This window comes from Shewanella sp. 5S214, from assembly GCF_041439795.1.
Lineage (GTDB): Bacteria > Pseudomonadota > Gammaproteobacteria > Enterobacterales > Shewanellaceae > Shewanella > Shewanella vesiculosa.
Genome location: NZ_JBGOOV010000003.1, coordinates 61375 through 87612 on the forward strand (window position 1 = coordinate 61375; position 26238 = coordinate 87612).

At 39.9% G+C, this 26238-nt stretch carries 19 protein-coding genes and 1 tRNA gene; 12 read left to right on the forward strand and 8 right to left on the reverse strand.

Translation table 11 applies throughout. The annotated features are described in order from the left end of the window. Positions 1 to 60: 60 nt before the first annotated feature. Positions 61 to 522, forward strand: a complete 462-nt coding sequence (zntR, locus tag ACED29_RS02635) for a Zn(2+)-responsive transcriptional regulator (RefSeq protein ID WP_124017274.1) — start codon at positions 61 to 63, stop codon at positions 520 to 522. Between the two features lie 2 nt (positions 523 to 524). Then, the gene (locus tag ACED29_RS02640) at positions 525 to 2030 is read left to right on the forward strand and encodes an SO_0444 family Cu/Zn efflux transporter (RefSeq protein WP_371696961.1); all 1506 of its coding nucleotides are present in this window, start codon (positions 525 to 527) and stop codon (positions 2028 to 2030) included. A 126-nt stretch (positions 2031 to 2156) separates the two neighbouring features. Here the strand turns inward: ACED29_RS02640 and ACED29_RS02645 are convergent, their stop codons facing one another. Continuing rightward, positions 2157 to 2963, reverse strand: a complete 807-nt coding sequence (locus ACED29_RS02645; RefSeq protein ID WP_371696962.1) for a S1/P1 nuclease — start codon at positions 2961 to 2963, stop codon at positions 2157 to 2159. 295 nt (positions 2964 to 3258) lie between these two features. Between ACED29_RS02645 and ACED29_RS02650 the strand changes: the two genes are divergently transcribed. Then, positions 3259 to 6432 carry a TonB-dependent receptor gene (locus ACED29_RS02650; protein ID WP_182741791.1) on the forward strand — a complete coding sequence of 1058 codons (3174 nt, stop codon included), beginning with the start codon at positions 3259 to 3261 and terminating at the stop codon, positions 6430 to 6432. A 138-nt stretch (positions 6433 to 6570) separates the two neighbouring features. On the opposite strand, the gene ACED29_RS02655 is transcribed toward ACED29_RS02650, so the two are convergent. Continuing rightward, positions 6571 to 6693 carry a hypothetical protein gene (locus tag ACED29_RS02655; protein ID WP_011635985.1) on the reverse strand — a complete coding sequence of 41 codons (123 nt, stop codon included), beginning with the start codon at positions 6691 to 6693 and terminating at the stop codon, positions 6571 to 6573. A gap of 267 nt (positions 6694 to 6960) precedes the next feature. Beyond that, positions 6961 to 7899, reverse strand: a complete 939-nt coding sequence (locus tag ACED29_RS02660) for a LysR family transcriptional regulator (protein WP_124017278.1) — start codon at positions 7897 to 7899, stop codon at positions 6961 to 6963. A gap of 96 nt (positions 7900 to 7995) precedes the next feature. Here ACED29_RS02660 and ACED29_RS02665 point away from each other — a divergent pair, with 96 nt between their 5' ends. Genes ACED29_RS02665 through ACED29_RS02680 form a run of 4 tightly spaced genes read left to right on the forward strand, consistent with a single transcriptional unit; the run spans position 7996 to position 11558 of the window. Next, positions 7996 to 9090, forward strand: a complete 1095-nt coding sequence (locus tag ACED29_RS02665; protein ID WP_371696965.1) for an HlyD family secretion protein — start codon at positions 7996 to 7998, stop codon at positions 9088 to 9090. 1 nt (position 9091) lies between these two features. Further along, entirely contained in the window at positions 9092 to 10723 is a 1632-nt protein-coding gene (locus ACED29_RS02670) for a DHA2 family efflux MFS transporter permease subunit (protein ID WP_124017280.1), read from the forward strand. Positions 10724 to 10767: 44 nt separating this feature from the next. Beyond that, positions 10768 to 11226 (forward strand): GNAT family N-acetyltransferase, encoded by a 459-nt coding sequence (locus tag ACED29_RS02675; protein WP_273060060.1) that lies wholly within the window; start codon positions 10768 to 10770, stop codon positions 11224 to 11226. Positions 11227 to 11240: 14 nt separating this feature from the next. Beyond that, positions 11241 to 11558, forward strand: a complete 318-nt coding sequence (locus ACED29_RS02680) for a putative quinol monooxygenase (RefSeq protein WP_124017282.1) — start codon at positions 11241 to 11243, stop codon at positions 11556 to 11558. 164 nt (positions 11559 to 11722) lie between these two features. On the opposite strand, the gene ACED29_RS02685 is transcribed toward ACED29_RS02680, so the two are convergent. Next, positions 11723 to 12751 (reverse strand): porin, encoded by a 1029-nt coding sequence (locus ACED29_RS02685; protein ID WP_124017283.1) that lies wholly within the window; start codon positions 12749 to 12751, stop codon positions 11723 to 11725. Positions 12752 to 13550: 799 nt separating this feature from the next. Here ACED29_RS02685 and tcdA point away from each other — a divergent pair. Continuing rightward, positions 13551 to 14354 carry a tRNA cyclic N6-threonylcarbamoyladenosine(37) synthase TcdA gene (gene tcdA / locus ACED29_RS02690; protein ID WP_371696967.1) on the forward strand — a complete coding sequence of 268 codons (804 nt, stop codon included), beginning with the start codon at positions 13551 to 13553 and terminating at the stop codon, positions 14352 to 14354. Between the two features lie 26 nt (positions 14355 to 14380). Here tcdA and ACED29_RS02695 read toward each other — a convergent pair whose 3' ends face one another. Beyond that, complete coding sequence (locus ACED29_RS02695) at positions 14381 to 15961, reverse strand: ATP-binding protein (protein ID WP_182723363.1); 1581 nt, start codon at positions 15959 to 15961, stop codon at positions 14381 to 14383. Positions 15962 to 16190: 229 nt separating this feature from the next. On the opposite strand from ACED29_RS02695, the gene ACED29_RS02700 reads away from it, so the two are divergent. Continuing rightward, positions 16191 to 16802, forward strand: a complete 612-nt coding sequence (locus ACED29_RS02700) for a superinfection exclusion B family protein (RefSeq protein ID WP_124017285.1) — start codon at positions 16191 to 16193, stop codon at positions 16800 to 16802. A 173-nt stretch (positions 16803 to 16975) separates the two neighbouring features. On the opposite strand, the gene ACED29_RS02705 is transcribed toward ACED29_RS02700, so the two are convergent. After that, the gene (locus tag ACED29_RS02705; RefSeq protein WP_011635995.1) at positions 16976 to 17107 is read right to left on the reverse strand and encodes a DUF3149 domain-containing protein; all 132 of its coding nucleotides are present in this window, start codon (positions 17105 to 17107) and stop codon (positions 16976 to 16978) included. Between the two features lie 349 nt (positions 17108 to 17456). Here ACED29_RS02705 and ACED29_RS02710 point away from each other — a divergent pair. From ACED29_RS02710 to ACED29_RS02720, 3 genes are all read left to right on the forward strand, one after another. Further along, positions 17457 to 17541 (forward strand) — tRNA-Leu (locus ACED29_RS02710). 864 nt (positions 17542 to 18405) lie between these two features. Next, positions 18406 to 19104: a hypothetical protein gene (locus tag ACED29_RS02715; RefSeq protein ID WP_182723372.1), complete on the forward strand. Its 699-nt coding sequence runs from the start codon at positions 18406 to 18408 to the stop codon at positions 19102 to 19104. A 1802-nt stretch (positions 19105 to 20906) separates the two neighbouring features. Then, complete coding sequence (locus ACED29_RS02720) at positions 20907 to 21437, forward strand: hypothetical protein (protein WP_371696971.1); 531 nt, start codon at positions 20907 to 20909, stop codon at positions 21435 to 21437. A gap of 77 nt (positions 21438 to 21514) precedes the next feature. Here ACED29_RS02720 and ACED29_RS02725 read toward each other — a convergent pair whose 3' ends face one another. Together ACED29_RS02725 and asnC are read right to left on the reverse strand one after the other, a co-directional pair. After that, the gene (locus tag ACED29_RS02725) at positions 21515 to 25408 is read right to left on the reverse strand and encodes a rhombosortase-dependent M36 family metallopeptidase (RefSeq protein ID WP_371696973.1); all 3894 of its coding nucleotides are present in this window, start codon (positions 25406 to 25408) and stop codon (positions 21515 to 21517) included. A gap of 294 nt (positions 25409 to 25702) precedes the next feature. Beyond that, on the reverse strand, positions 25703 to 26164 hold the full coding sequence (gene asnC / locus ACED29_RS02730) for a transcriptional regulator AsnC (RefSeq protein ID WP_124017288.1): 462 nt from the start codon (positions 26162 to 26164) through the stop codon (positions 25703 to 25705). Positions 26165 to 26238: the final 74 nt, after the last annotated feature.

Here is a 26238-nt window from a genome sequence, read left to right on the forward strand (position 1 = left end):
ATACTCAGGTAAAATCTACACTAGATTGATGGCTTCATTATCTCAAGCGGCGGTGACGATATGTATCGAATAGGCGAACTTTCTGCCTTGTACGACATTAAGGCTGACACATTACGGTTTTACGAAAAACACGGCTTATTATCACCATCAAGCCGTTCAGATGCCGGTTATCGACTCTATAACAGTAGTGATTCCGAGCGACTTAAATTTATTTTACGTGCTAAAGCGGTTGGTTTTTCGCTTAATGAAATTGCCGATTTGCTGTCTATTGAAGTGGACAAGTCAAACCGTGCATGTGCCGATGTTAAAGGCTTAGTCGATACTAAGCTTGAGCAAGTCGAAGCCAAGTTAGCTGAGCTACAACATTTTGCCACTTCACTGAAGAGTTTATCGAATACCTGCTGTGGCGGACCTGATAGTGCTGAGCATTGCTCAATACTTGAAGCGTTAGAGTCGTCAGACAAACACATTATTGCTAAAAAAGAACATCATCATTTTTCTCAACCAGGTCATAAGGATTAAGCATGTTATTGACCAATTTTCTGCACTTATTTTTAGAGTCTGCTCCGTGGTTGTTACTGGGTCTAGTGCTTGCTGGGCTATTAAAAGTATTTGTGCCTATGGTATGGATGCAAAAGCAACTCGGTGGCCATGGAATGAAAACCGTGGTGAAGGCGGCATTATTAGGCGCGCCTTTGCCTTTATGTTCCTGTGGTGTTATTCCTGCTGCAGTCGGTTTGCGTCGAGCTGGCGCCTCAAAAGCGGCGACCACCTCTTTTTTAGTATCGACCCCAGAAACTGGCGTTGACTCTATTACCGTATCCTATGTTTTGCTCGGGCCTTTTATGGCTATTGTGCGTCCGATTGCGGCGATTACCAGTGCTATAGTGGCGGGGTTGTTAGTCGGCCGTGATGACGATGACGGTATTCCAGCATCAGCATCTGCAAAAGGGCAAACGGCAACAGATGCCTCAACAAGTGCCAAAGCGGTTTCATCGTGTTGCGGCTCTAAATCAACGTCTAACCCTGAAACAGCATCAACACATCAAACCCCTGCTAGTACAATGCAAACTGCTAGCGTAAAAATGACGGCGATTAACTCAGCATCAGTTAAGCCTGAGTCTGTGTTGAGCCCGATGGCGCCAGCGCGTTCATTTTCAACCAATACTGCAGAAGCAAAGCAGAGCTGTTGTGCCTCTAAAGCCGCTGATAAACCCATTGAATCTATACCCTCAAGCTGTTGCAGCGCGACAGTAAAAGATGAAGTAAAACACGAGACAAAAGCTGAAACGGTTACATCAAGCTGTTGCAGTAGCAAAATTGAGCCGCAAGCTGAAGTGGCAGCAACAAGCAGTTGTTGCGCCTCTAAAGCGCAAAGCCAGGCGCCAAGTGAGAGCAGTGATCAAGCCAGTTGCTGCGCTTCGACCCAAGATATGGCAACAGAATTGAAGCACAACAGCGTATTAAGCCGAGTGTTATCGGGTTTGCATTACGCCGCAACAGATTTAGTTAAAGACACAACTTTGTGGCTATTAGTCGGATTATTTTTTGCAGCCTTAGTGCAAACTTATGTTCCAGCGGACTTTTTAGTCAAATGGGGCGACGGTATTCTGGCGATGTTCGTGATGGTATTGGTGTCGATCCCGATGTACATCTGCGCCACTGCTTCAACCCCCATTGCTGCTGGTTTGCTATTAGCTGGGGTATCACCAGGTGCAGTATTGGTATTTATGATGGCGGGGCCTGCGACCAATATTGCCACTTTAGGTGTGGTGACTAAAGAGCTAGGTAAGCGCGCATTATATGGCTATCTTGGTGGCGTGATTGGTGTAGCGTTAGTCTTCGGCATATTAGTCAATTATTTAGTCAATACCTTTGGTTTTGAAGTGATGCCGCAAATTGGCCAGGAGCATGCTTTATTACCTCAAGGCATCGTGGCTGTTTCTGGCATTGTGCTTGCGGTGTTAATGGCCAAAGTATTGTGGGACATGATCCCAAAAGGCCATAAAGAGAAGGGCTGTTGCTCGTAATCTGTTACGCCAAATAGGTTAACTAAAGTGAGTTAAGTACATAACAAAGCCAGTGATAAATATCACTGGCTTTTTATTAAGCTAAACATTGCTGTCCTACAATAAAGATAATAACTAGTAATAGCGCTAGTTAAAAATAGCATTGAGTTTTTCTGCCAATCTGATGCCTGCTTGCTGCAATCGCTGCTCGATAATTGGTTTACTGGTAAATACATAGTTAAAACGTAAATCGTCTTCACCTTGATAATTCTGTTCGAGCTGGTAAGCACCTTGCCTTAATGCTTTTGACTCATCTGCCCATTGGTAATAGCTTTGACCTATCCACTTTTGGCGTTGTTGCTCGTTAATACGCTTTAAAAAATCACTGTACTCTGTATAGCTTAACTGCTGCTGTTCTATTAGTTTGCTGTCCCACACTGTATGCAAATTTGTAAGTTCGCCGAACCACTTCAGGTTAACGGTATTGCCACCTTTATCATGGCTATGACCCACATGTAGTGGTTGGTGAATGTCGCCAACAAAATGTACGTAAAATGCCAATGCTTGCCATTTTTCTTGCTGGCTGGCTTTAGGGTTCGCTAATACTTTTTCAAAGCGTTGCAAACTTTCGATGATATCGCCATCAGGATTACGCTTAACGGTCTTCCATGTTTCATCGTCTTCAATTGAAATGTAATGCCATGGGGCAGCACGATTCCAGGTCTTATCGGAGCGGATTTCATCTGCCCAAGTCGACATTTGTGCTAAGCCTTCGCCATCTGTCAGTTGGTTTATTTGCTGTTGAGCCGTTGGGGACAAATTGGCTTGAGCGATTTGGCCTATAATTCTGTGACCTAATTGACCAAATGCTTTGGCTGGGAGGCTGAATGTTAAGGTGAACAAAGCACAGCTCACCAGCAATAACATGTTATTCAGTAAAACAGACGATTTCATAAAAAATTTCCAATTCATTATTGTTTCTAAAGCAAGAAGCGCGTCTTTAATGTGCCAGCATACGAGATGATTTTTATGTCGTGACACAGACTCGAGTCGCGACTATATAGCAACAATATGACATTTATGTGTTACTCCAAAGTTGTTTTTCTGTGGCTTTTTTCGTTTAAAAATGACATTAAAATGCAACATATCGACCTTAGACTTCGCCCTGAAGTTTTTGCTCTATTGATTTACCAAGCCCGATAAACGGGTAACTAAACATTAAAATATAAAAAATATTCAGGGGTTTGAAATGTTGCTTAATCATAAGATGAGTCGTCTCGCGCTGGCGACATGTTTTGCTATGGGAATTGCTCTACCTGCAATGGCGGCCGATACCGCATCTGATATTCGTGGTCAGATTATAGGACCTGCGGGTAATGCTGTGACTGATGCAAAAATTACTATTATCCACCAGCCAACCGGAACTGTTACTGAAGTTCCAGTGAGTGCCAACGGGCAGTTTACTGCCCGCGGTTTGCGTGTCGGTGGTCCTTATATTATCAAAGTTGATTCTGATGTGTTTGCTGACACAGTTGAAGACAATGTCTACTTAGGATTAGGTGAAACATTCCGTTTTAACCGCACGCTAGAGGCCATTTCTGCTATGGAGCGTGTAGGTGTCGTTGGCAATGCGAGTTATTATCGAAGCGCCGGCAGTAACAGTGATTTTGGTGAGCAAGATATTGCTAATGCACCCGGTATTAGCCGTGATTTAAAAGATGTATTACGCCAAAACCCAATGGCTGTTGTGGGCACTGACGGTATTTCAATGAGCGTGGCAGGCATGAATCCACGTTTTAACACTTTCGTCGTCGATGGTATTTCTCAAAACGATGATTTTGGCCTTAATTCAAATGGCTATCCAACTCAGCGTTCACCTATTTCTATCGACGCAGTAGAGAGTGTTGCCCTAAACGTATCGCCTTATTCTGCTCGAAGTGGTGGCTTTACGGGTGCGCAAATTAACGCGGTCACTAAGTCTGGTACCAATGATTTATCTGGTACGGTTTTTTGGGAAACCACCAACGATAGTATGGCTGGTGATGGTAAAGACCAAGACTCTGGTGACACCTTAACCCAAGATTTTGAAGAAACCACATTTGGTGGCACGGTTGGCTTCCCTCTAATTAAAGATACCCTGTTTTTCTTTGGCTCATATGAAAACTTTGATGCGCCAAAATCAGCTGAGTGGGGGCCAAAGGGCGCTGGTTTTGCCAATGAGTCAGATGTGACTTCAGAAGAGCTTATTCGAATTGAGCAAATTGCCCAGTCTGTTTATGGTCTTGATAGCATTGGCGGTTACACCACCTCACCACAAGAAAAAGATGAAAAAATCTTAGCTAAAGTGGATTGGAATATTAATGACCAACACCGTGCTAGTTTTACTTACCAATCGACCGTAGGTAATTTAACTAACAACATGTCATCGAATAGTTCGTCATTAAAATTATCAAGCACTTGGTATGATAAAGAAGAGACTTTAGAAACCTACGCGGCAAACTTATATAGCGATTGGACTGACGATTTTAGTACTGAGATTAAAATTGCTTATAAAGATACCACCACTAAATCGAAAACCATTGATGACTTAGGCATTGGTATGGTGTCGGTACAAACTTTCGAAAAGTCAGGTGATAAAGTTATTTTTGGTACTGACAGTTCTCGCCAAGCAAACGAGTTAAATAACCAAAATCTTGAGCTACGTTTTGTGGGCGACTATTACTTAGGCGATCATGATATTGGCTTTGGTGCTCAATACAATAGCGTTGAAATATTTAACTTATTTGCTCAAGATGTGTTGGGTAATTGGGAGTTTGATTCTATTGATAACTTAGCGACAGGGACTGTCGATGGTTTCCGTTATCAAAATGCAACCTCGGGTAATCCAAATGATGTAAGTGCTAATTTTAACATGGACACCTTGGCATTATTTGTTGAAGACACATGGGATATTACGGCCGATTTAGAACTCACGTTTGGCATGCGTTATGAAACCATTAGCATGTCAGATAAACCAGCCATAAATGAAAATTTTGTTAATCGATATGGTTTTGCTAACAACGAAACCTTAGATGGCCAAGATATTTGGTTACCTCGCGTAGGGCTTAAATACCTGTTAAGCGATGACGTGACCCTATACGGTGGTGTAGGTCGTTACAGTGGTGGCTCGCCATCAGTATGGATTTCAAATAGTTTTTCAAATGATGGCAACAGCTTATTAAGCTATAACGACGGTTGGAACCCAGCTTGGGGCACCCCAGATTTTGGTAATGTCCCAGCTGATGCTCAAGCGGGGTTAGTCGGGGGCGACGGTAATGTTAATGCCATCGATCCTAACTTTGAGTTACCTTCTGACTGGCGTGCAAGTATTGGTTTTGACAGTACATGGGATTTAGGTGCTTTAGGTGATAATTGGTTTGTGGGTGGTGAATTTTTATACATTCAAAAAGAAAACGACTTAGCTTGGGTTGATTTAGCCCGTCGCCAAGTGAAAACCGATGCCACTGGCCGTGTGGTATACGAAACATGGGACCCATTAGCCAATAATGGTGCTGGTGGTAATACCGAGCGTTATGACCTCATGTTAACCAATGCAGAAGAAGATGGCTCAAGTAAGACGTTAAGTTTCTCGATTGCCAAAGAGTGGGATATGGGCCTTAGCATGCGTGCGGGCTATGCATACAACTCAGTTGAAGAAGGCAACCAAGGCTCGTCATCTACAGCAACGTCTAATTATCAATATACTCCAGTACAATATGATCGTAATGGCACCACTATGGGGACTGGCTATTATGAAACACCGCATCGCTTCACCTTTAGCTTGGGTTATGATGTAGAGTTTGTTGCAGGTTATAACTCTAGCTTTAACTTATTCTACGAAGCTCGTGAAGGTAACCCATTAACCTGGACACTAGGTTCATATCGTGATGGTAATTTAGGTGATCAAAGTAAGTTTGCTGGCGCATCATATTACTTACCTTACATTCCAACGGGTGCTGATGATGCCAATGTTGAGTATGCGGGTGGATTAACTTATGAGGAGTTTAAAGCGGCTATTGATGAAATTGGTTTAGGCCAATATGCCGGTGGTATAGCACCAAAAGGTACTGACAACCAGCCATGGATACATCAGTTAGACTTCCGCTTTACGCAAGAGTTGCCAGGATTTACTGACGAGCATAAAGGTATTTTATACTTTGATATCAAAAACGTACTTAACCTAGTTAATGAAGATTGGGGCGTGGTTGAATACCAAAGTTTTAATAATGCTAAGTTAGTTGATCATGACTACAATGCGACGACGGGAGTTTATACTTATTCTGTTCCATTTGGCCAAGATGGTATTGAGACTAACAATTATGATACTTATGACATCAACAAATCAGCTTGGCAGCTTAAAGTGGGCGTGAAGTACAAGTTCTAGCCATCTGTTAAGTAGAATGCTGTTAAGCAGGGCGCGAATAAATAAGCGCTAAACAAAAAATACCGAGCAATTAGCTCGGTATTTTTATGTGCTCAGCATGCCTGCATCAAGCTATTTATAGGTTAAACGACGCATAAATTATTTGATCTTGCTGGCAAAATTTTCAGGTGAATTTTTTGACTGCTTAACTGCACGTTTCTCTTTTAAAGATAATGCCGGTTTTTTCTTCGCTTCTTTTGAATTATTACGTTCTTTGCTCATTTGTATAGCTCCTAGCGCGCATAATGCGTGACTAATAAATGTAATGTGTGTGGTTAGTATTGAAGCAGACAATGGATCAGTCGCTTAATACTTACCTAGCCTTTGAACAATTTCCTGAACCAAACTTATCATTGATATTGCGAATTAATAGTGCGAAAGCTGACCTCTACGATCTCAATTAATCACTTTATTGAGTTGATACTAGCACCTAGTCAGTTAAAAATATCTATATATCCTATAGATTATTTTGTGCTTAAAAACTCATCTTTAATTATGATTGTTTTGTACTATAAAGTCGGGGATTTCCAGCACACCATCTCCCCAACGCTGAAACAGGGCATCATATAAAAATTCGATGAATACTCGGTATTTTCGTGGAAGATATATTCGCTTGGGAAAGCTGAGTGTGACCTTAGTTTGCATCATGGGGAAATCTTCTAATACTGGCAGTAGTTGCTTACTATCAATCGCTTCTTGAGCAATAAAAACCGGTACCGCGGTAATACCTAGGCCTTCAATGGCTGCCTCTCGGGCAAAGGTAACATTATTGACCTTCAGCTGTGCTGGTGGATCCAGATCTAGCCATTTGATGCCATCAAAAATACGCCAGCCACCATCAATATGGGCCGATTGAAGCTTGATTGCAGTATGATTCATTAAGTCCTGCGGTGTTGCGGGAGCTCCATGACGTTTAAGGTAACTTGGACTTGCCATTAATTGTCTGCTTGCGGTCACCAGAGAGTAACTTTGCAGCTTTGGATCGTGTTGTTCGGTAATTTGAAATAAGAAATCGACGCCTTCTTCTATTACGTCCACTTTGCGGTTAGTCAGTTCTGCATCAATGGTGATGTTGGGATAAGTCGCCAAAAAACGCGCAAGAATCCGCCCCAGATATAACTGACCTAGCTCGATGGGACAAATTACTTTTAAATTGCCTTTAATGTCTTGTTGGCTTGCGCTGAGTAAGTCTTCGGCATTTTGTAAATCTTGCAAAATTTTACTGATGCGATGGTAATAACTCGAACCCGCTTCGGTCAGTTTTAATGATCGAGTGGTTCTAAATAGTAATAGCACACCGGCATCGGCTTCGAGTTCAGCAACCTTTCTGCTCACTGTGGCTTTGGTGATCCCTAAAGCTTTGGCTGCACCAGTAAAACTGCCTTGTTCAACCACCTGTGAGAAAATTTGTACACGATTTAGATCCATATTGTTACACCTGTGGAACAGTGGGTTATATTTTTACTATCTAATAAACTAAAGGAAACAGTAGTAAACTAGGCGAGAATAAATTAGGAGTCAAACATGTCTATCAATAAGCGCTTAGTATTAGTGCCAAGTATTATCCTTGTATTAGTTGTTGCCGGTGTTTATTGGTGGTCACAAGTTCGATTTATAGAATCAACGGATAATGCTTATGTCGAGGCCGATATTTCTAATATCAGTGTCAAAGTGCCAGGTTATATTGTCCAGTCTACCGTGGTAGATAATCAACATGTCAGCAAAGGTGAACTATTGGCTCAACTTGAAGATAGCCAATTTGTTGCCAAGCTAGCCCAAAGTAAAGCCTTATTAGCCAGCTCGCAAGCTAACTTGCAAACCTTGGCGGCGAAGGTTGATTTGCAGCAAGCGTTAATTAATCAGGCTAAGGCTGCTGTTGTGGCCTCACAGTCTGAACAGTTAATCGCCCAGCAACAATTAAAACGTTCACAAAAATTAAAAGTCAGTAATTACAGCTCACAAAATGATGTTGACCAACTTCAGGCGGGTTTCGATTCTGCCTCGGCACATGTCGATGAAGCTCAAGCTGCATTGGTGGCTAAACAGCGTGAATTATCAGTGTTTAACGCTCAGCTATTGCAAGTGCAAGCAGATGTTAAGCAGGCTGAGGCTAGTGTCGAATTAGCCAATATTCAATTGGCTGATACACGCGTTACAGCGCCATTTTCAGGCATTATAGGTAAGCGTGGTGCCATGGTAGGCCAGTATGTTCAACCGGGACAGGCATTGTTTAGTTTAGTACCAGATACTCAAGTGTGGGTAACGGCTAACTTTAAAGAAACTCAAATTGAGCACATACAAGCCGGACAAAGCGTTAACGTCAGTTTAGATGCCTATCCTGATGAGGTGTTTAGTGGATTTATCGACAGCTTAGCTCCAGCATCGGGCTCTAAATTTAGCTTGTTACCTGCAGAAAATGCGACCGGTAACTTTACTAAAATTGTTCAACGTATTCCGGTGCGCATTCGGCTTGAACGAAAGCCGTCTTCATCTGCTATCGGACGTATTTTGCCTGGACTGAGTGCGGTGGTTGAAGTCGATACTGAATCTGCTGCTCAATCTCAGGCGCTGGCTAAGTCGTCCGCTGATCAAACCACGTTAGCGGCAGCAGGGCATTAATATGAGTCAATCAACTGCAGAGGTAAATGCTTCTGAAGTTAGCTCTGCTAGTAAACAGGATGATAAACCGACTGGGTACCAGCGTGGTAGTGTCCGATCTTGGATAGCCGTTGCGGGCGGCCTAATTGGTGCATTTATGGCGATTTTGGATATTCAAATCACCAATGCGTCGATGAAAGAGATCCAAGGTAGTTTAGGCGCCACTTTAGAGGAGGGTAGCTGGATTGCTACCGCCTATTTAGTGGCGGAGATGATCGCGATTCCCCTTTCGGGTTGGTTAAGTACCGGATTATCGACTCGACGTTATTTACTCTGGACCACAGCGGCTTTTATCTTGGCATCGATATTATGTTCTTTGTCTTGGAACCTTGAGTCGATGATTGCTTTTCGTGCCTTGCAGGGGTTCTTCGGTGGAGCATTAATTCCGTTAGCATTTAGACTCATACTTGAGTGCTTACCTGACAATAAACGTGCTATGGGTATGGCTTTGTTTGGGGTGACGGCCACATTTGCCCCTTCTATTGGGCCGACGCTGGGAGGCTGGTTAACTGAGCAATTTAGTTGGCATTATTTATTTTATATTAATGTTCCGCCAGGCTTATTGGTAATGGCGATGTTAGCTTATGGTTTAGAGCGCAAACCCATTATTTGGGAAAAGTTAAAAGATGCTGATTATTCCGGTATTGTGACGATGGCACTGGGTATGGGTTGCCTAGAAGTGGTGCTAGAAGAGGGCAATCGTAAAGACTGGTTTGGTTCAGATCTTATTCGTAACCTCGCGATAATTGCCGCCATTAATATCAGTCTATTTATTTGGATTCAGTTACGTAAAGCACAACCCTTAGTCAATATCCGTCTGCTTGCTCAGCGTGATTTTGCCTTGTCTACCGTGGCATACTTTTTACTCGGTATGGCATTATTTGGGGCCATTTACATGATCCCCTTATATCTATCACAAATTCATGACTACACTCCGCTAGAAATAGGTGAAGTCATTATGTGGATGGGTTTTCCACAATTACTGGTGCTACCTTTAGTGCCTAAGTTAATGCAGAAGTTTGATCCGCGTTATTTGGCTGCACTTGGATTCGCTTTATTTGCCACCAGTTATTACATGAATAGCAATATGACTCTTGATTATGCGGGCGATCAGATGATTACCTCGCAAATAGTACGCGCCTTGGGGCAACCGTTTATCTTAGTTCCTATTGGTATTTTGGCGACCATGCATTTAAAACCACATGAAAATGCTTCGGCATCGACTGTGCTCAATGTGATGCGTAATTTAGGTGGGGCGTTTGGTATCGCTTTGGTGGCAACGTTAACCGATAACCTGGCAAGGGGGCATTTGGCACACATAAAAGAAACGTTACCCGCCGTAAGTTCGCAAGCCTATAATTATATCGCTCACACCAGTTCGATATTACAAACTGCTGGCTCGGACGCTGTAAGCGCTAACTCGCAAGCTTATGCTTTACTTGCTAAAACCATGTCGCAACAAGCGTATATTCAAGCCTATAATGATGTGTTTTTTATTATGGCATGTTTTCTTTTTATCGCAGTCTTTGCAGTATTATTTATTCGAAAACCCCCAGAAAAAAGCCCATCAGATGAGCCTAGTGAGATACATTAATCATGCTAATATGGCGTATAGAGCAGGGATAAATAAGGTTTGTGATGACATTACAATGGGTAGATGTTGGCTTTTCTGAATTGACGCTGGAACAACTTTATGGGTTATTACAACTTCGAGTTGATGTGTTTGTGGTGGAACAAAATTGTCCGTACCCTGAGTTAGATGGTAAAGACAAACACCCGCAAACAAGGCACTTACTTGGGCTGGACGAGCTTGGCCATGTTGTGGCCTATAGTCGTGTGTTAGCACCTAGTCTGAGTTATCCTCAGGCCAGTATTGGCCGTGTTGCTGTGGCGAAAGTAACACGGGGTCAGGGGATTGCTAATCAATTAATGCAAAGAGCTATTAGTATTGCCAAACGACATTGGCCCAATGACAATATCCAAATCGGTGCGCAAGATTATTTACGTCAGTTTTATCAACAGCATGGTTTCGTGGTTAATTCTGCTGTGTATCTTGAAGATGGGATTGAGCACTTAGATATGCTGTTAATTTATTAATGTAAGGAAAAATAATGTCAGATTACGCAATAAACACCCAACAAATTGTCTGTGTCGCTCAGTTTACCGCTAAAGCAGGAAAGCGCGATGCCTTAGTGGCTGCATTGGCAAGTTTAGTTCCAGATACTCGACGTGAGCTAGGCTGTATTCGTTATGAACTGAATATCAGTATTGATGATGACAATAAAGTCGCCTTTGTGGAAAAGTTTGTCGACCGAGCTGCGTTTGATCAACATTGCGCTAAAGATGCGATTGAGCATTATTTTCACCATGTGATGCCAGAGTTGGTTGAGTCACATCATGTTGAAGTGTTCAATCAAGTGATTGCTTAGCTGACGGTTGTTAATCGTAAAGTGCAACAGCCTAATTTTAAATCACTGTTTAACATCTGATGACCACATCGTAATGATGGTATTACAAATACAAAAATGCCAGTCTACATAGACTGGCATTTTTAATCATTTATGCTGTTAAGCCGAAGCGGCTAGCACTATGATTAGAAGTCGTAACGTGCACCAACAGTGAAGATATTGTCATCTTCTAAATCAACAGTAGCAGTACCGACTTTGTGGTCGCCTTCATACATAGCATAGTGACCATAAACTAAGGTTGACTTAGAGATACGATAGTCAGCACCCACAGTAATTTGAGTGATATTTACGTCTGTACCTGTCGCTTCTTTAATATTTTTGTAGTAACTACCAAAACCAGCTTCATCTTGACCGTATTCAGCTTTTAAGTTTACGCCGTTTAGGTTGTAAGATACGTTAAGGAAGAAAGAATCACCTTCTTGATCAGTGGTTTGGCTTTCAGTGTTTTGGTATAAACCACCAAGCTTGAACTCACCTAGCTTAACTTGCGCCACACCACGATAAGCATCAATACCACCAATAGTGTTATAAGCTGCAGCAATATAATAAGGTTGTGCTTTAAGACCTTTGTCACCAAGGGTTGCACTTAATGCATATTGGTCTTCATCTGAACCTTCGTAGTTGTCATCCATTAAATAAGTTGCGTTTAATGTGACTAAACCAGCAATCACTGGTGAGTAGTACCAAATACCGTCAGCTCTACGTAATTGGCCACCAATCATACGATCGATATCGGCGTTAAAGTTACCGAATAAATCTATGCCACCTTCAGATTGTTTGAATACTGTATCGTTACGGCCGACTAACACAGTACCAGCGTCACTTTTTAAACCTAAGAATGTGTTACGCGCTTTGAATACGACTTCGTCACTGCCATTTTTGCCTTCAGTTTGAGTGGTATTTTCAACTTGGAATTCCATTTGGTATAACAGTTCAATACCGTTAGCAAACTTTTCACTACCTTTTACGCCTAAGTTAGAAAAGTTGTTTTCTAATACTGTGCCTTCTTTACCATTTTGAGTTGTAGCGCCTTTATCAGAATTAGTCACAGCTAAATCTAAACGACCATAGAAACTTGGGCCTTCAGCAAGTGTAGCGAAAGAAACTAATGTGAGTACTGATGCTACCGATGCAGAGATTAAGGTTTTTTTCATCTTTCATGCTCCCTAGAACGTTATGTTCTATATTCCATTTTTCATGGTTTTAGTTAGTGAAGTTTGTCGCAGATTTAATTCTGTAACAATCTGGTGCAGATTTTCACAGATTTAGTTCCTTCATAGTGTGGGCTAGATCAAATAAACAAGCCCAACTTGAAATTTTGTCGATAAATCTGTGATATCAGCGACCATCTGTGTAATTAAATCAATATATGTCTTAAATCTGCCTCTTAGGGGCGTACCTATTTATGTAAAATCGGCTAGCGCTCAACCACAAAAGTTGCAGAATTGTATTTTAGCCCATGTTAATTTAATCATCGCGAATATTGAATGATAAATTGATCTCTTTAGTCTAATAAGGTCATAAATTAAGCATTTTTTAAGCGTTTTGTGATAATCGATTAGTTTGAGCGACCCATTTATATTTGATTACCTCCAGAGTGAGGCCTTTATTGACCACTACAAAATGCTGTTCCTGGCTTATTGCGAAGATTAATTGCTTGTATTAATTCGTAATAGACGTGCTCTTGAGGTATCAATCCACTTTTTAGTAACTAAAGTGTCAGTTTTATTTGGATAGTTTAACCACAGGTTATTTTTGATTGCTTTATCGCAACACTTATCCAAGTTGATGTGGAGCATTATCAGTAAATGCTTACATCAGATGCTTATGAATAACTTGAACCGCCACCTTAATCAGATTCATGTCGAGCAAATCGTGACAAACGTTTAGCTTTGGCGATAAATCGTTTAAAATTAGCCGCGAAAAAAATAGTCGTTAATTAGGGCGTAACCAATGTTGTCAGAATCTTATACTCATCGTTTTGCTGGTGTCGGCCGTTTATATGGCCAAACAGCACTCGCGACTTTTTCAAAAGCACATGTGGTGGTTGTGGGTATCGGTGGCGTCGGAACTTGGGTCGCTGAAGCCCTAGCGAGAAGTGGTATAGGACAGATCACCCTTATCGATTTAGACGATATTTGTGTTACCAATACCAATCGCCAAATACATGCATTAACCTCTACTATCGGCCAATCAAAAGTCGAGGTTATGGCAAAACGTATTGGTGAAATCAATCCCGAGTGTGTGGTTAATGAAGTAGAAGATTTTATTACTTTAGACAATCTGGCGGAGTATTTTAAGCCAGCCTCACAGGGTGGTGATATTGATTATGTGATTGACTGTATTGATGCGGTAAAACCTAAAGCAGGTTTAATTGCTTGGTGTAAGCGCAATAAAATTGCCCTAGTGACTATTGGTGGTGCTGGCGGCCAAACCGATCCGACCTTAATTCAAGTGACTGACTTGGCTAAAACAGTACAAGATCCATTGTTGGCAAAAGTGCGCAACATATTACGTAAAGATTATAATTTTACTAAAAATATTCAGCGCCGCTTTGCGGTAGATGCGGTGTTTTCGACCCAACATCTAGTCTATCCTCAAGCTGATGGCAGCGTATGCAACACTAAGGAAACAGCACAAGGCAGTATGCGGATGGATTGCGCTTCTGGTTTTGGCGCCATTACTATGGTGACGGGAACATTTGCTTTTGTTGCTGTGAGTCGTGTACTGAGTAAATTAGCCGCGAGAACAGTTTAGCATCGTTAAGTGCTGCTTTACTGATGTTATCGCGGCACGCTTATCACGAACATAGGTCCTCCAAGGGGTGACATAGCAACATAGCGAATGCTACCTTTTATCTGCGTAATTGCATTAAATGCAGCTGCGAGCCCTAAGCCGACGCCACCTTTGTGGCGAGCGGTGGTAAAGAAGGGTTCAAATATATGCTCTGCAATATCACTTGGAATAAGCGCACCATTATTTTGAATTTCGATATCAATAGTGTCAGGTTTAGTTATTACATTAATGCAGATCTTCGCTTGTGAGGTATCTTTAAATGCATGTAAAAATGCATTTGATATCACGTTATTAATAGCTTGGGAGAGTAGGCTGGAATTAGTGTAAACCTGCAATTGCTCATCAATATTGACTGTTATCTCAACCTTTTGCGGCGAAAATATCATTAAGGTTGAGTCGGTAATATCGCGTAATTGGTGATTAAGATTAAATAGAGTGTATTTTTCTTGGCTTTGTTCTGCCGCAATAGATTTAAACTGCTGGATTAAATAACTGGCACGAGTGATATTACTCACAATTAACTGACTGCTTTTTTGGTATTGCTCTAAAATCCCATTGATTTGTTCTAATGTGGCATGATCGCTATGGATAAGCTCGATCAGATCTTCTACATAAGCCAATTGTGAACTTGCAGCCGTTAGACAAATACCTATCGGGGTATTAATTTCATGGGCGACGCCGGAAACTAATCCTCCTAATGCGGCCATTTTCTCTTTTTCTATCAGCACTTGTTGTGTTCGTTTTAACATTTGCAGTGATTGTTCAAGTTCTCTGGTTTGCTCTTTTACTTGGCGAGCAAGTTCATCTTTATAACTACGCTCTAATAATAGTAAGCGATCTCGATCTTCAACGGCATGCATTAAATCGACTTTTGATTGCTGCAGATCTTGATAAGACCCTCGAATTTGTTGTTGCATTGTATTGACGGCTTCGGCGACTAAACTGAACTCATCACGTTGTGGCTTACGGTTAAAATTTAAGGGCGTAAAGGGGTTGTCTAAGCTAATTTCATCACAATATTGGCTTAATTGGCGCAGATGTTTGGTGACATTGAACCAGACCAAAAACAAAATAAAACCTGCAACGAAGAAGGTTTTGATCGCGTTGGACAGTAAAATCAGTATTGTTTTATTATACAGACGATCATAAATGGCATTGAGATCGGCTTGTACTGTAAGGGTCCCAACAGGAATATTTTCATTGTTGGTATAAATCAACGGAAATTGCTTTTCGATAACGGCCGTTTTCTGATACTCACCAAAATGCCATTCTTGATTACTGTCATCACGGATAGAAATATATTTAATGTCAGGTAATTGGCTTAAACCATAGAGTTGAGTGTTAATTAAGTCTTCGTCTATTACCCAAACACTGGATGCTAATACTTCTAAATTTACCGCTTCTATACTTGAAAATACGCGATCAATTCTATTCACATCCTCCTGATAATCACTTATAAGCTGATAAGCTGTCGTCACAATCGTAATCAAAGAGCTAAACACCACGATAGACAGTGTTAACTTTCGGGCAATAGGGCTCTGGAGCAATTGACGTATGAATATCAGCATATTTTCTTCAATGTGATTAATGATCAATGATGAGTGACATATAAAATACGAGCTTACAGCTTGTTGCGCTAGTGTTAATTCCAACTTTCTGAATTTTATTCAAGCATAGCTTGAATGTCCTAATATGGAATTGAAATGGTGTAAATAAAGATAATGTTAGTGATGTTTTTTATGGCATATATTTTGCTTTAAGTCAGTATGATCAAAAATCTGACACTGCGGGTAAGCTATGATGAAAATAAAAGTAGGTTCAATAAAGTTGTTTAATAGCAAACGTTTATTCGTAAGTGCTATGACATGGGTTGTTGTAACATGTACTAGTTTACTGTTTGCGCCTAAAGATTTACTGGCGTTTTTATCGTTAGATCACCTAGTCAATCAATATGGTCAGTTTATTGGCTTAGGATTAATAATGGGAGTCGCGTATTTTTTAAGTCAAATTTTTGCCTTTGTGGTTGATGAGTCTATTGTTTTTTTTCGCCAAAAACGCACAGTAGAAACCATCGAAGCAAAAGTGAAGCTACTCGACCCGGCAGAAAGAGCCTTGTTACGCGAATTCTTTTTACAGGGACAGACTATTTTAACCTTACCGCAAAATGAGTTAGCAGTTAAAAATCTAGTTCATAGCAGTATACTTGAGATGCTTGGAAATGAGCGTCACTATGCGATTCAAGGACCAACGGCAGAATACAAGATATCGATGCCGGCGCGAAATTATTTAAATCGCGATGTATTACGTTTACCAGCAGGTGAGCCGAGTGCTGAGGAAATGACCTATCTAATCAAAACACGTCCACATTTTATTAATGGCTTGGTTCAATCACGCAAGCATGCCGCTTAATTTAATATTTTGTGCAGTATTTGATTGGTATAAATAAAAAAATGGGGGCCATATAGCCCCCAACTTGACATAAAAACACTCCATGTGTTTTATCGCCAATGTATGATTCGCAAGGAAGAATCCATATTGATCATGAAATAATAAGCAGTAAAATACTTAGCCTAGTTAGAGACTCACTTAGTAGGTGCAGACTTCACAATAAACATCCACATTAGATAAGACATTATTCCAAAGGTACAAAAGATTACAGTCATCGATAGTAATCCTATTGCGTTACCAAACATTAAATCTAACCAAAATGCCATGATATTTATCCTCTGGAATGTGAAATCATGATCATCATAAAGTCAAAACTCTGTCGTGATACTGATCTTGATCAATCTTCAGCAGTGATAATGTTATATTTGTGTGAAACTGCTAATTAGCTCACAAAAACCATCAGCCATTGTTATTTGGCACTATGAATGACTTTTGAGCAATTGAGTGTTTTTTATAGAAATAATAGGTAAAGTACTTGCGATTATTAAATGCAAAGGTATAATCGCCAACACTTAATTGTGACAACATAAGTTGATTAATTGAGTGGTTAGTTTTGCAAAGATATTTGCGTACAGCAGATTTTTTTGCAAAGCTAAATACAGCTTACAAGTCTTTGCCTGAGTGATGAAATTGGTATACATGGGGGATTCAAAATCCCCTGCTTCGCGGCGTGTCGGTTCGAGTCCGACCTCAGGTACCATTATTTAAAGCCCTGTTCTTAATCGAACGGGGCTTTTTTATGCCTATAATTCAATGATAATCCATAATACCTCCTTTTAGCAACGCCAGTATACGACCTCTAGACAGTAAGTATAATTTGACTTGCAAAACGTTATTGCTGGCTTGTGAGCTCATTGTAAAGCCTGAGTATTATTGCTTTATAGCGACTAAGGTTCACATTTGCCTATTCAGAGTTCAGATAATTATGATAGCGACTTCAAATTGAGCTGAGCATAACGACGCTAACTGTTGGGATGATCAACTAATGGAACGCGTTATAGAAGTTAAAAATAAAATAGATATCGACATAAAGGGTCATTTTTTTTTCTGGAGCAAATAAAGAGCTAAAAAATACGTTACTGCTTGTTATCGCGATACATTGTTCTATCAATATAATGCTTGATGGACGCCTAATGAGCAGAATGATGATATTGAAATGAAGTTAAAACGTTGGCCATAAGACTTGGCCATTAAAGACAAGCGTAGCAGTGATATATCTGGTTCGGGTAGGTCAGTTGTTCATTGATAATGTTCATTGTTCATCTAATTGTCATCGCTAACAATGACCTACTATCTGGCTGTTTCATATTTAATTCAAAGAATAGCTTACAATATGATGTTTAATTTTTAACTAAATTAATACCATATAAACAAAGTTTAATATAACGCTTAATGTGTTATTTAGATAATATAAAGCATTTACTATCAGTGGGTTATATTCTTATCGGTAAATTGTTATCTCACATTTTTTGTTTTTAAATCGATCTAGTGTTGCGCTCTTACATGCAGGGCTTTAGTTTGGCTAATGTGCGTCAATTTTTGATGCTCACCTGAAGGAGTTTCCATGACAGCACAATTTAATGTTCAAATTGGTTCTTTTCGTAAAATCAACAAGATCCCTAACGCCTGGTCAAATAAAGATTACCTTCAATTGATGGCTATTATGGGCTTAAATGATGGCTTAGATGATATGGAGGAGTCTGAACTTAGAGAAATGTGCATGATGTCTTTAAATGATTTAGAGGCCACCGAAGCCGCTAAAATTGTCTTAACTCATTTATTCACTGAATTAGCAGAAGGTAAAATTGACCAGTTAAGTAATGACATGATTGGTGACAGGATGTGGGAAGAATATTCTGATTGCTTGCTTCATGAAGGCTTTTTTAGTGCTTATGCATTATTGAGAGAAGCTTTTAATGGTGTCTTTGCTGAGCCTACCGGTGTTGAGTTTATGGTAAATGTGACCGCAACAGATGCAGACGATTTAAGCATATTTGATCAGTCGCTACATGCATCTATGGTACGTCTTTTAGCATCAGGGCTATCTCCCGATGTGTTATTACATCGATTGTTTGAAGATCAAATTACCGGCACACAATTTCCAGAAGCAACTGGCATATTATGGCAGTTAGAATCTGTTACAAGTGAAGGCTTATCACGTCAGTTTAAGATGGTCAGTTCAGATTTCTGGTTTGGACAATTAGCCAATATTGAGATGTTTGAGGCTTCAGCTCATGCTGATGAATCAGATGAAGAGGAATAGTTAACGTTATTTCATAGACATAATCTTTAGCACAGGCATAAATAAAGATAGAAGAAAGGCTCTTGGTATGAGCAGATTAAGTCGCTAAACACAATCTAATCACCAACCCAAAAGCCATGACTATTATCGATGCAAGCCAACATCTAAGACAACTGTTTGATGAAATTGGTTGAATGAAACTGCCAAGAACAGGTTTCTGTAAGAGACGGCGATATATTCGCCCTTTAGATCTTGCTTCTAGTCTGGTTTCTACACTGGGTGATGAAAAGGTCGACGCTATCGCTGGTTTGCATCGAAGCTTTAACGATATCCATATGGAGGCCTTTGCAGGCGCGGCCTAAAGTCATTTCAAAGCAACTGCGAAAAGCCGAGTTTTCTATTTTATGCAAGTTGTATCTTGCCTAGCGTTACCAGAAAATTTCATGCGTTTTAAGTAAGTCTTATTACAAGATAGATCTTTGTGCACTCCATCAGGACTTGGCTGAAATATATGGTCGATATCTAACTCAACAATGGCTTCTAGCTGATGCTTGCAACCAAGCAAATTAATCCAACGATCACCCGAGCTATCTACTCTGAGAAGAAACAAGTAAAAGCTTGGACAGTGCTCAAGGTAAAAGACTTGAAATAGCGGCGCGGTGCGCAAACACAATTGATTTTTAGTGGCAACGGCATGAGCGCAGCACTTGGACGAAGGGTTAAGCTGGGCTAGTCTACTAAGTTTACTATTCAAGCATTATATCAATACTTAAAATCGCCAAATCTACTCAAGGTTGGTTCGAGCCCGTAATGAAGTCGGTGGTAGGTAAATCTATCACTCAACTAAAGGCTGATCTGGGCTGTAACATTTATCATAAAAAAATGTGCTCGATTCAAACAAGTAAAATCGATATAAGACAACGGCTTGGTGTTGATATTTGAGTATTTAAATGTTTAAGGCCCAGTTTATGAATGTTATTTAGTTTATATTTTTCCCAATAGAAAAAACAGCTGATATTAGCTAGTTTTTATATCATTTGGCTACAGTCAAACTATTCATTCCTCACGGCTATTACCAATGGCGGCTTAATGTGTCTAATAGTGGTTATATAATTAACCTGTTCAGTTAGTAAGAACATAAAATATGAGAACATATTGATTTAAGCTAATATGGTCTAAAGGTTAATAGTAAATGAGTATGATTAATGTTTGAGTTTTATGTTGAAATTAGTTTTTTTATTAATAAAATGTACATTTTTTAATTGTAATAGCCGTATTAATTTAATATCTGGATTTTTTACTAATCGATTATAGATCGTTATGTCTTTGTAAGTTAATGTTTTTGTGCGGAATTAACTTGGATGTATTAAGGTTGAATATAATAAGGTATTAATTTAAAGGTTATATAAAATAGTGTTATGGTGAGACATTAAATTTAGAGAAGCATTTTTGGAGATAACAAAGGGCATGTGTAACCACTTAATAGCTTTTAGTTATCAGATTTATTTTAGCCAATTACACAGAGAGCATAAAAGCAGATGTTGAATTATTCTAGACTAGATTATTTTTATTCCTCATAATAGTCGCTACAATGAAATCTGCAAGTGCACTGTACTTATTCCATTCGAGTTCATTTTTAGGTTATTAATCGGGGGGCGTCGTATCCTATTACGTTGATTGCTAAAATCAGTCTAGTGGTAACATTTCAATGATTTGGTGTGCCATATATAATTGGCAACGATTGTTTTAGTCAGCATTGAGTTTATAGATTTAATAGTTGTTATATGATTAGTACTATATCATTTTTTTACATAAGGATTAACATGAAAAAAATTATAATTGTAGCGTTATTTACTGCATTGAATGGGTGTAGTGCTGATGAAACGACGAAGTTTTCCGACAATGGTGAAACTATAACCTCTCCAGCGTCGGCAACTCTAACGGCTGATGATAAAAATAAGCCTAAGGAAACGATTGTAAAAAGTCCTGATTCTATTAATCTTAAGAATAAAAATGGTAGTTTTGAACAGTCTAAGTATACAATTCAATTTAATAAACAAAAATTTACGACTAAAAGTCGAGTTTTAAAAGCGAATCAGTCAGTTTATAATTTGGATATTAATAGTTTTGGCATGATTAAAGGTTCTTTGGTTGTTGTTTCGACTATTGAGCCAAAGGAATTACAACCAGATTTTGATATCAAAAAGTTAGCAGACGATACCTATCAACTAACCGCTAAATCAGCTGAATTAGATTTATATTACTGGTATACAAAGTTATCCGGTGATCCACGGTATAGCGCTGTTGAATTAGAAATTGATTACAGTCCTAAAAATGAGCTCAAAACATATTAGTTTTTGTCTTAGATTTGTTAGAGAAAAAAGCCACAGTACTGATTACTGTGGCTTTTTGATTTTCAATCGACGCTCGGTTACTTACGGCGGCGAAGCGCAGCAATAGGTAATAGTAATAGTCCTAACCATCCAATTGAACCACCACTAGAATTTGATGATGGAGGAGTAACAATTGCCGGGATATCATTCACTTTTATTGAGGCTGGAGTCACGACATCTGCAACACCATCATTCACGGTTAACGTAAACTCTAATGTTTCAGAAGAAGTGCTAACCAGTGGTGCTGTGAAACTTAATGTAGCAGAATCTGCACCTGTCAATGTCGCTGCAGTTCCTGACGTTTGTGTCCAGATATAGGTTAAAGCATCACTAGCATTTGCATCTACTGCTGTAGCTGTGAAGCTTACTGGCTCGCCTTCTTTAACCTCAGTAGCATTAGCTGCAATCGACACGTTTGGTAGTCTGTTTTCACAAGCAAATGTGTCACCAGCGACTAACTCATGAAAAACTGGAGTTACAATATTTGAGAATTTAATATTGTCGATAACCCAGCCAAACTCATTACTGTTTGTATCAGTTACCATGCGGAATCGGAAACGTACTTCATTGCCATTAAGTGTTGTTCCGAAGTTCACTGATTCCATTCCACCTGGGAATGGGCTGAAACCAGTAAATGTTTCACGACCTGGTAGCAAGTTTTTTAGTTCTCCGCTATAGCCAGGGCCTTCAAAAGTACCTTCCATATCTGTCACATCGACCCAATCACCATCATTAACGCTGATTTCTACGACGCCGCCATCCCAGTTTTCTTCAATTTCAAAATATTGGAACCAGCTAATTACAAAATCACCAGCATAACCAACAGTAACTTTATTGGTTTCATATGCAACATCAGATTCAAAGCCATTATTTTTTATACGTAAATATTGGCTATCAACTGGGAAGTAGGCGGCATATTGTGATTCAAGATTGCCGGTACCTTTAGCTAAATCACCACCAGAGTATATTGTTTCAACGAAGTCTTTTAAACCTGAAACATCTTCCATATCACTAGTTGAGCTATTGCCTACAGGAGCTTTAACATTGAAGTCCATGTTAACTATTGTCGAGAACTGGTATTCACTAGTTTCAATTTCTTCAGCTAAATCAGGGAAGGAAACTTTAAACTCAAGTAAATCAGCAGTTGCAGCTTCATTTAATGTGAATTCAATTGGGCTACTTGTGGTTTCAGCAAATAAATCAACAGAACTAAACGTGATTTTACCATCATTTGCGAATGTTACATCTTGTCCGCTTGTCACTTCAACTATAGCGTCAATAGATTCGAATGCTTCACTGCCTTTGTTCATCACCGTAAAGCTAACTGTTCCTGTTTCACCTTTGTCGACAATTCCATCGCGAGAACAATACCCGACTGTCATACCTTCATAGTTAGCGTCAAGAGTGTTACTTGTTACAGCAAAGGTTGCTAGCTTAGTTTCGTAAGACTCAACAACACCTTCATGTTTAGTGTTGAAACGTTCTGGAGAAACTGCGCCAAGTCCCATACCACGACGAGCAAATGCATTTAAGATGATCTCATAATCTTTAACATCATTAGCGTATGCCGCTGCAAGAAGTGCATCTCTCGCTTCTGTATAAGTTGGAGCGATAGGTGTTAATTTATATCCAGCAACTAAGTAATCCATCATTAGACTACGGGCTTCTTCAAACGTATGGCGTTCATCATTAATTAAGCCAACGTAGCTATCCCAAAGCATTGCAGCCCAAGGCTCACCTGCATCATGAACTTCAGCGTTTCCATCTTGATCTGCACTCGTGCCTTTTCCTAACTCAACATTTAAGAATGTTAGTGGGTTTATATCCATATCAGTACTATATGGATAGTTACGAATACCTTCATAGAATGAAGCAACATAGGTAATTGCCGCGTAAGGTTTTTGGAACATTTCATTGCCAGCGATCATTGCGTCATCTGCTTCAGATATTAACAATAGTGCGTGGAAATCACCCCAACCTTCACCCATTGATCGGCCTTGCTGGTTGATAAGGCCTGATCCATTACCCACTAAACGATTACTGATATAGTGGCCCCACTCATGAGCGACAATAGCGTTATCCCATGAACTTGCTTTATATGGTTTTTGGTTAAACATTGAAATAGATACTGCTACATCGGCATCTAATTGTGCATAAATTTTGGCGCCATCATCTTTTGATAATCCCATACTTGGGATTTTAACTTTGTCATCTGTGCCACCCATTGGTGCAGGCTCAGTTGTACCTGAGTTATTAGCGATTAGCACAGCAATTGCGCCAGCATTTTGTGCTGCAAGTGCTTTGGCTGTGAATCCACAAACCCCACGGTCAATAATGGCTATTTTACCCGCTAAGTCAGCTGCATTTGTTGCCGCGGTACAACCATCATTTAATGGTGCTGTATCATCTATTAAGCGAACAACATCACCAGCAATATCAAATTGACCTTGCCCAAAGCTTGCACGTTGTGTTGACGTTAATAAACCGATACCTGCATCAGATGTAACGGTGACTCCATAATGCTCACCAACAATCGCATCTTTGCTATCCCATAAATACATTTGCATGCGCGGTGAGCCACCGTCAGCAGGTGTGCTCATATTGGCATTATTAAAGCCTGAGTTATCTTGAACTTCAGCGTTAATTGCATCGCCTTCTTCACCACCTCGGTCATAGTTAAGCGCTTGGGCATTACCTGATGCCTCATCAAAACCGTGATCATAGAAGGTGTCATGTAGATAGTTATTAATGTAGAAAAGGTTAACAATTGCAGCTTTACGATTATTAACGGAGCTTTCAAGTTCGTTTGTATTGTACTTGTAATCAAAAGTCATTGCGGCTGTTGTTGCCGCGGTGTAGTCGCCATTGCTAAAGCCATCTGGTGCAATAGCATCAACATATGCAAACACATTATTGCCGTTAGTTGTAGTTGCATCTTCTGTTAGCCAAGCATCATTTGTGCTAATTGGACCTGAACTAATAGTGACCATTGGTGCATCTAAATAAGCTGTTGCGTCAACTTGATCTTCGCTGGCTGCAGGTACTACATTACCATGAGGACTATCCCAAGGCACACCGGTTTCATCCGCATAGACTCGGTAATTAAATGCTGAGTCTTGCGCTGTTAAGTTGTGCTTAAATAATATTTCATTAGTTTGGCTATTGATAACGAAGCTATAATATTCCGAATCAACACTTTCAGCATCAGCGACCTCAAGCTCAACATAATATGATGGGACAAGTTTACCTTTATGCTCAAAGTAGACTTTTTTAGTTCGTGGCGTACCTTTAACAAATTTGTTGTCATCAGCGTTAGTAACAGTAAAGCTAGTGTATTTAGAATGGGTGCTATTTTCTGATACTGAAAGGTTGTTACCTCCCATAGCTGAAAATGCCGATTTGACAGCTGTTGCCGCTGAACCAAAATTATCATTGATAAATCGGCTATTCTCTCCGTTTGCTGAAGCGAATCTACCTGAAGAGGCTACTAAATTGTATTCTTTATCCATTAGAATATTAATGGATTGATTGAATACTTCAATGCCTAGATATTCTTGCTGATATTTGGCAATAAATGCACCTGTGCGATTTTCATGCACGCTTGCAAGTACAGGCTTTAGATTGGTATTTTTATTAGTAGAAACTCCAGCAACACGATTTAAATAGAAATCAGCAGCAAAAGTGAGTTTGTACTTAGCTTCTAATGGGCCTAAATCTGGTTTAATTCGATCATGTTTAGCCCACTGGAATGTAGTTTGGCCAGTAACGCTATCTTGTTGATCTTTTAGACCACTGATAGAGCCAGTTTGATTAATTTGGTTTTTTGCATTTGTCGGTTGAAGAGAAACCTGATTGATAGTGTTATTGTTTTGGGCATATGCATTGCTAGTTAGCAGTGCAGCCGAAATGGCTAGAGCTAATTTTGTCTTCACAACTTCTTCCTTGTTTTATACATCACTCAATGTGGGGGGAGGATATCGTTTTAAGACGATGTATATTAAGTGATGGTGTTTATATTAATTTCTGCTTATGTGTTGCACTCTGTGGTGCATCAACAGCATTTGTAGCACAAAGAATTAACAAAAGTAACACTCCGATTTAAAAAAAAGGCAATTAATTGTTAATAAGTATGTGTAGGTTTGTGATTTAGGTTACGAAATGCTCTTGTAGCGTTTGACAATTCTGAAGGTAATACAGATGGGGAAAGAGATTAAGCCCTCAATGATTTAGGGCTTTACCGATCGGACAATAGGGTTTTGAAGGCTAATAAGTGTTTCAGTAGACTGGATTTCATCAATTGATTGGATACGGTTAATCAGCACATGCTGTAATCCATCGATAGATTGGCACATTACCTTTACAAATACTGAGTAATTACCAGTGGTATAATATGCTTCTACCACTTCTTCTAATTCATTTAGCTTGGCAATCGCTGCTGGATAATCGCCAGCACTTTTTAAATTGATGCCAATAAAGCAGCAAACATCATAACCCAGTGCTTTGGGGTTAACGGTAATTTGTGCGCCGGTGATAATGCCAGCTTGTTTCATTTTTTCAACGCGAACATGAATTGTCCCTGCACTGACATTGAAACGTTTCGCCAGTTCCGCAAAAGGTGTTCTGGCATCTTGCATCAGTGCGGTAAGAATATGATTGTCTAATTCATCACGATGAAATGAGCTATCCACGATATTAAGCCTAACAAACCATTAATTGGCCATAAATCTACGACTTTCATTGCGTAATAGCTACTACAATCCAC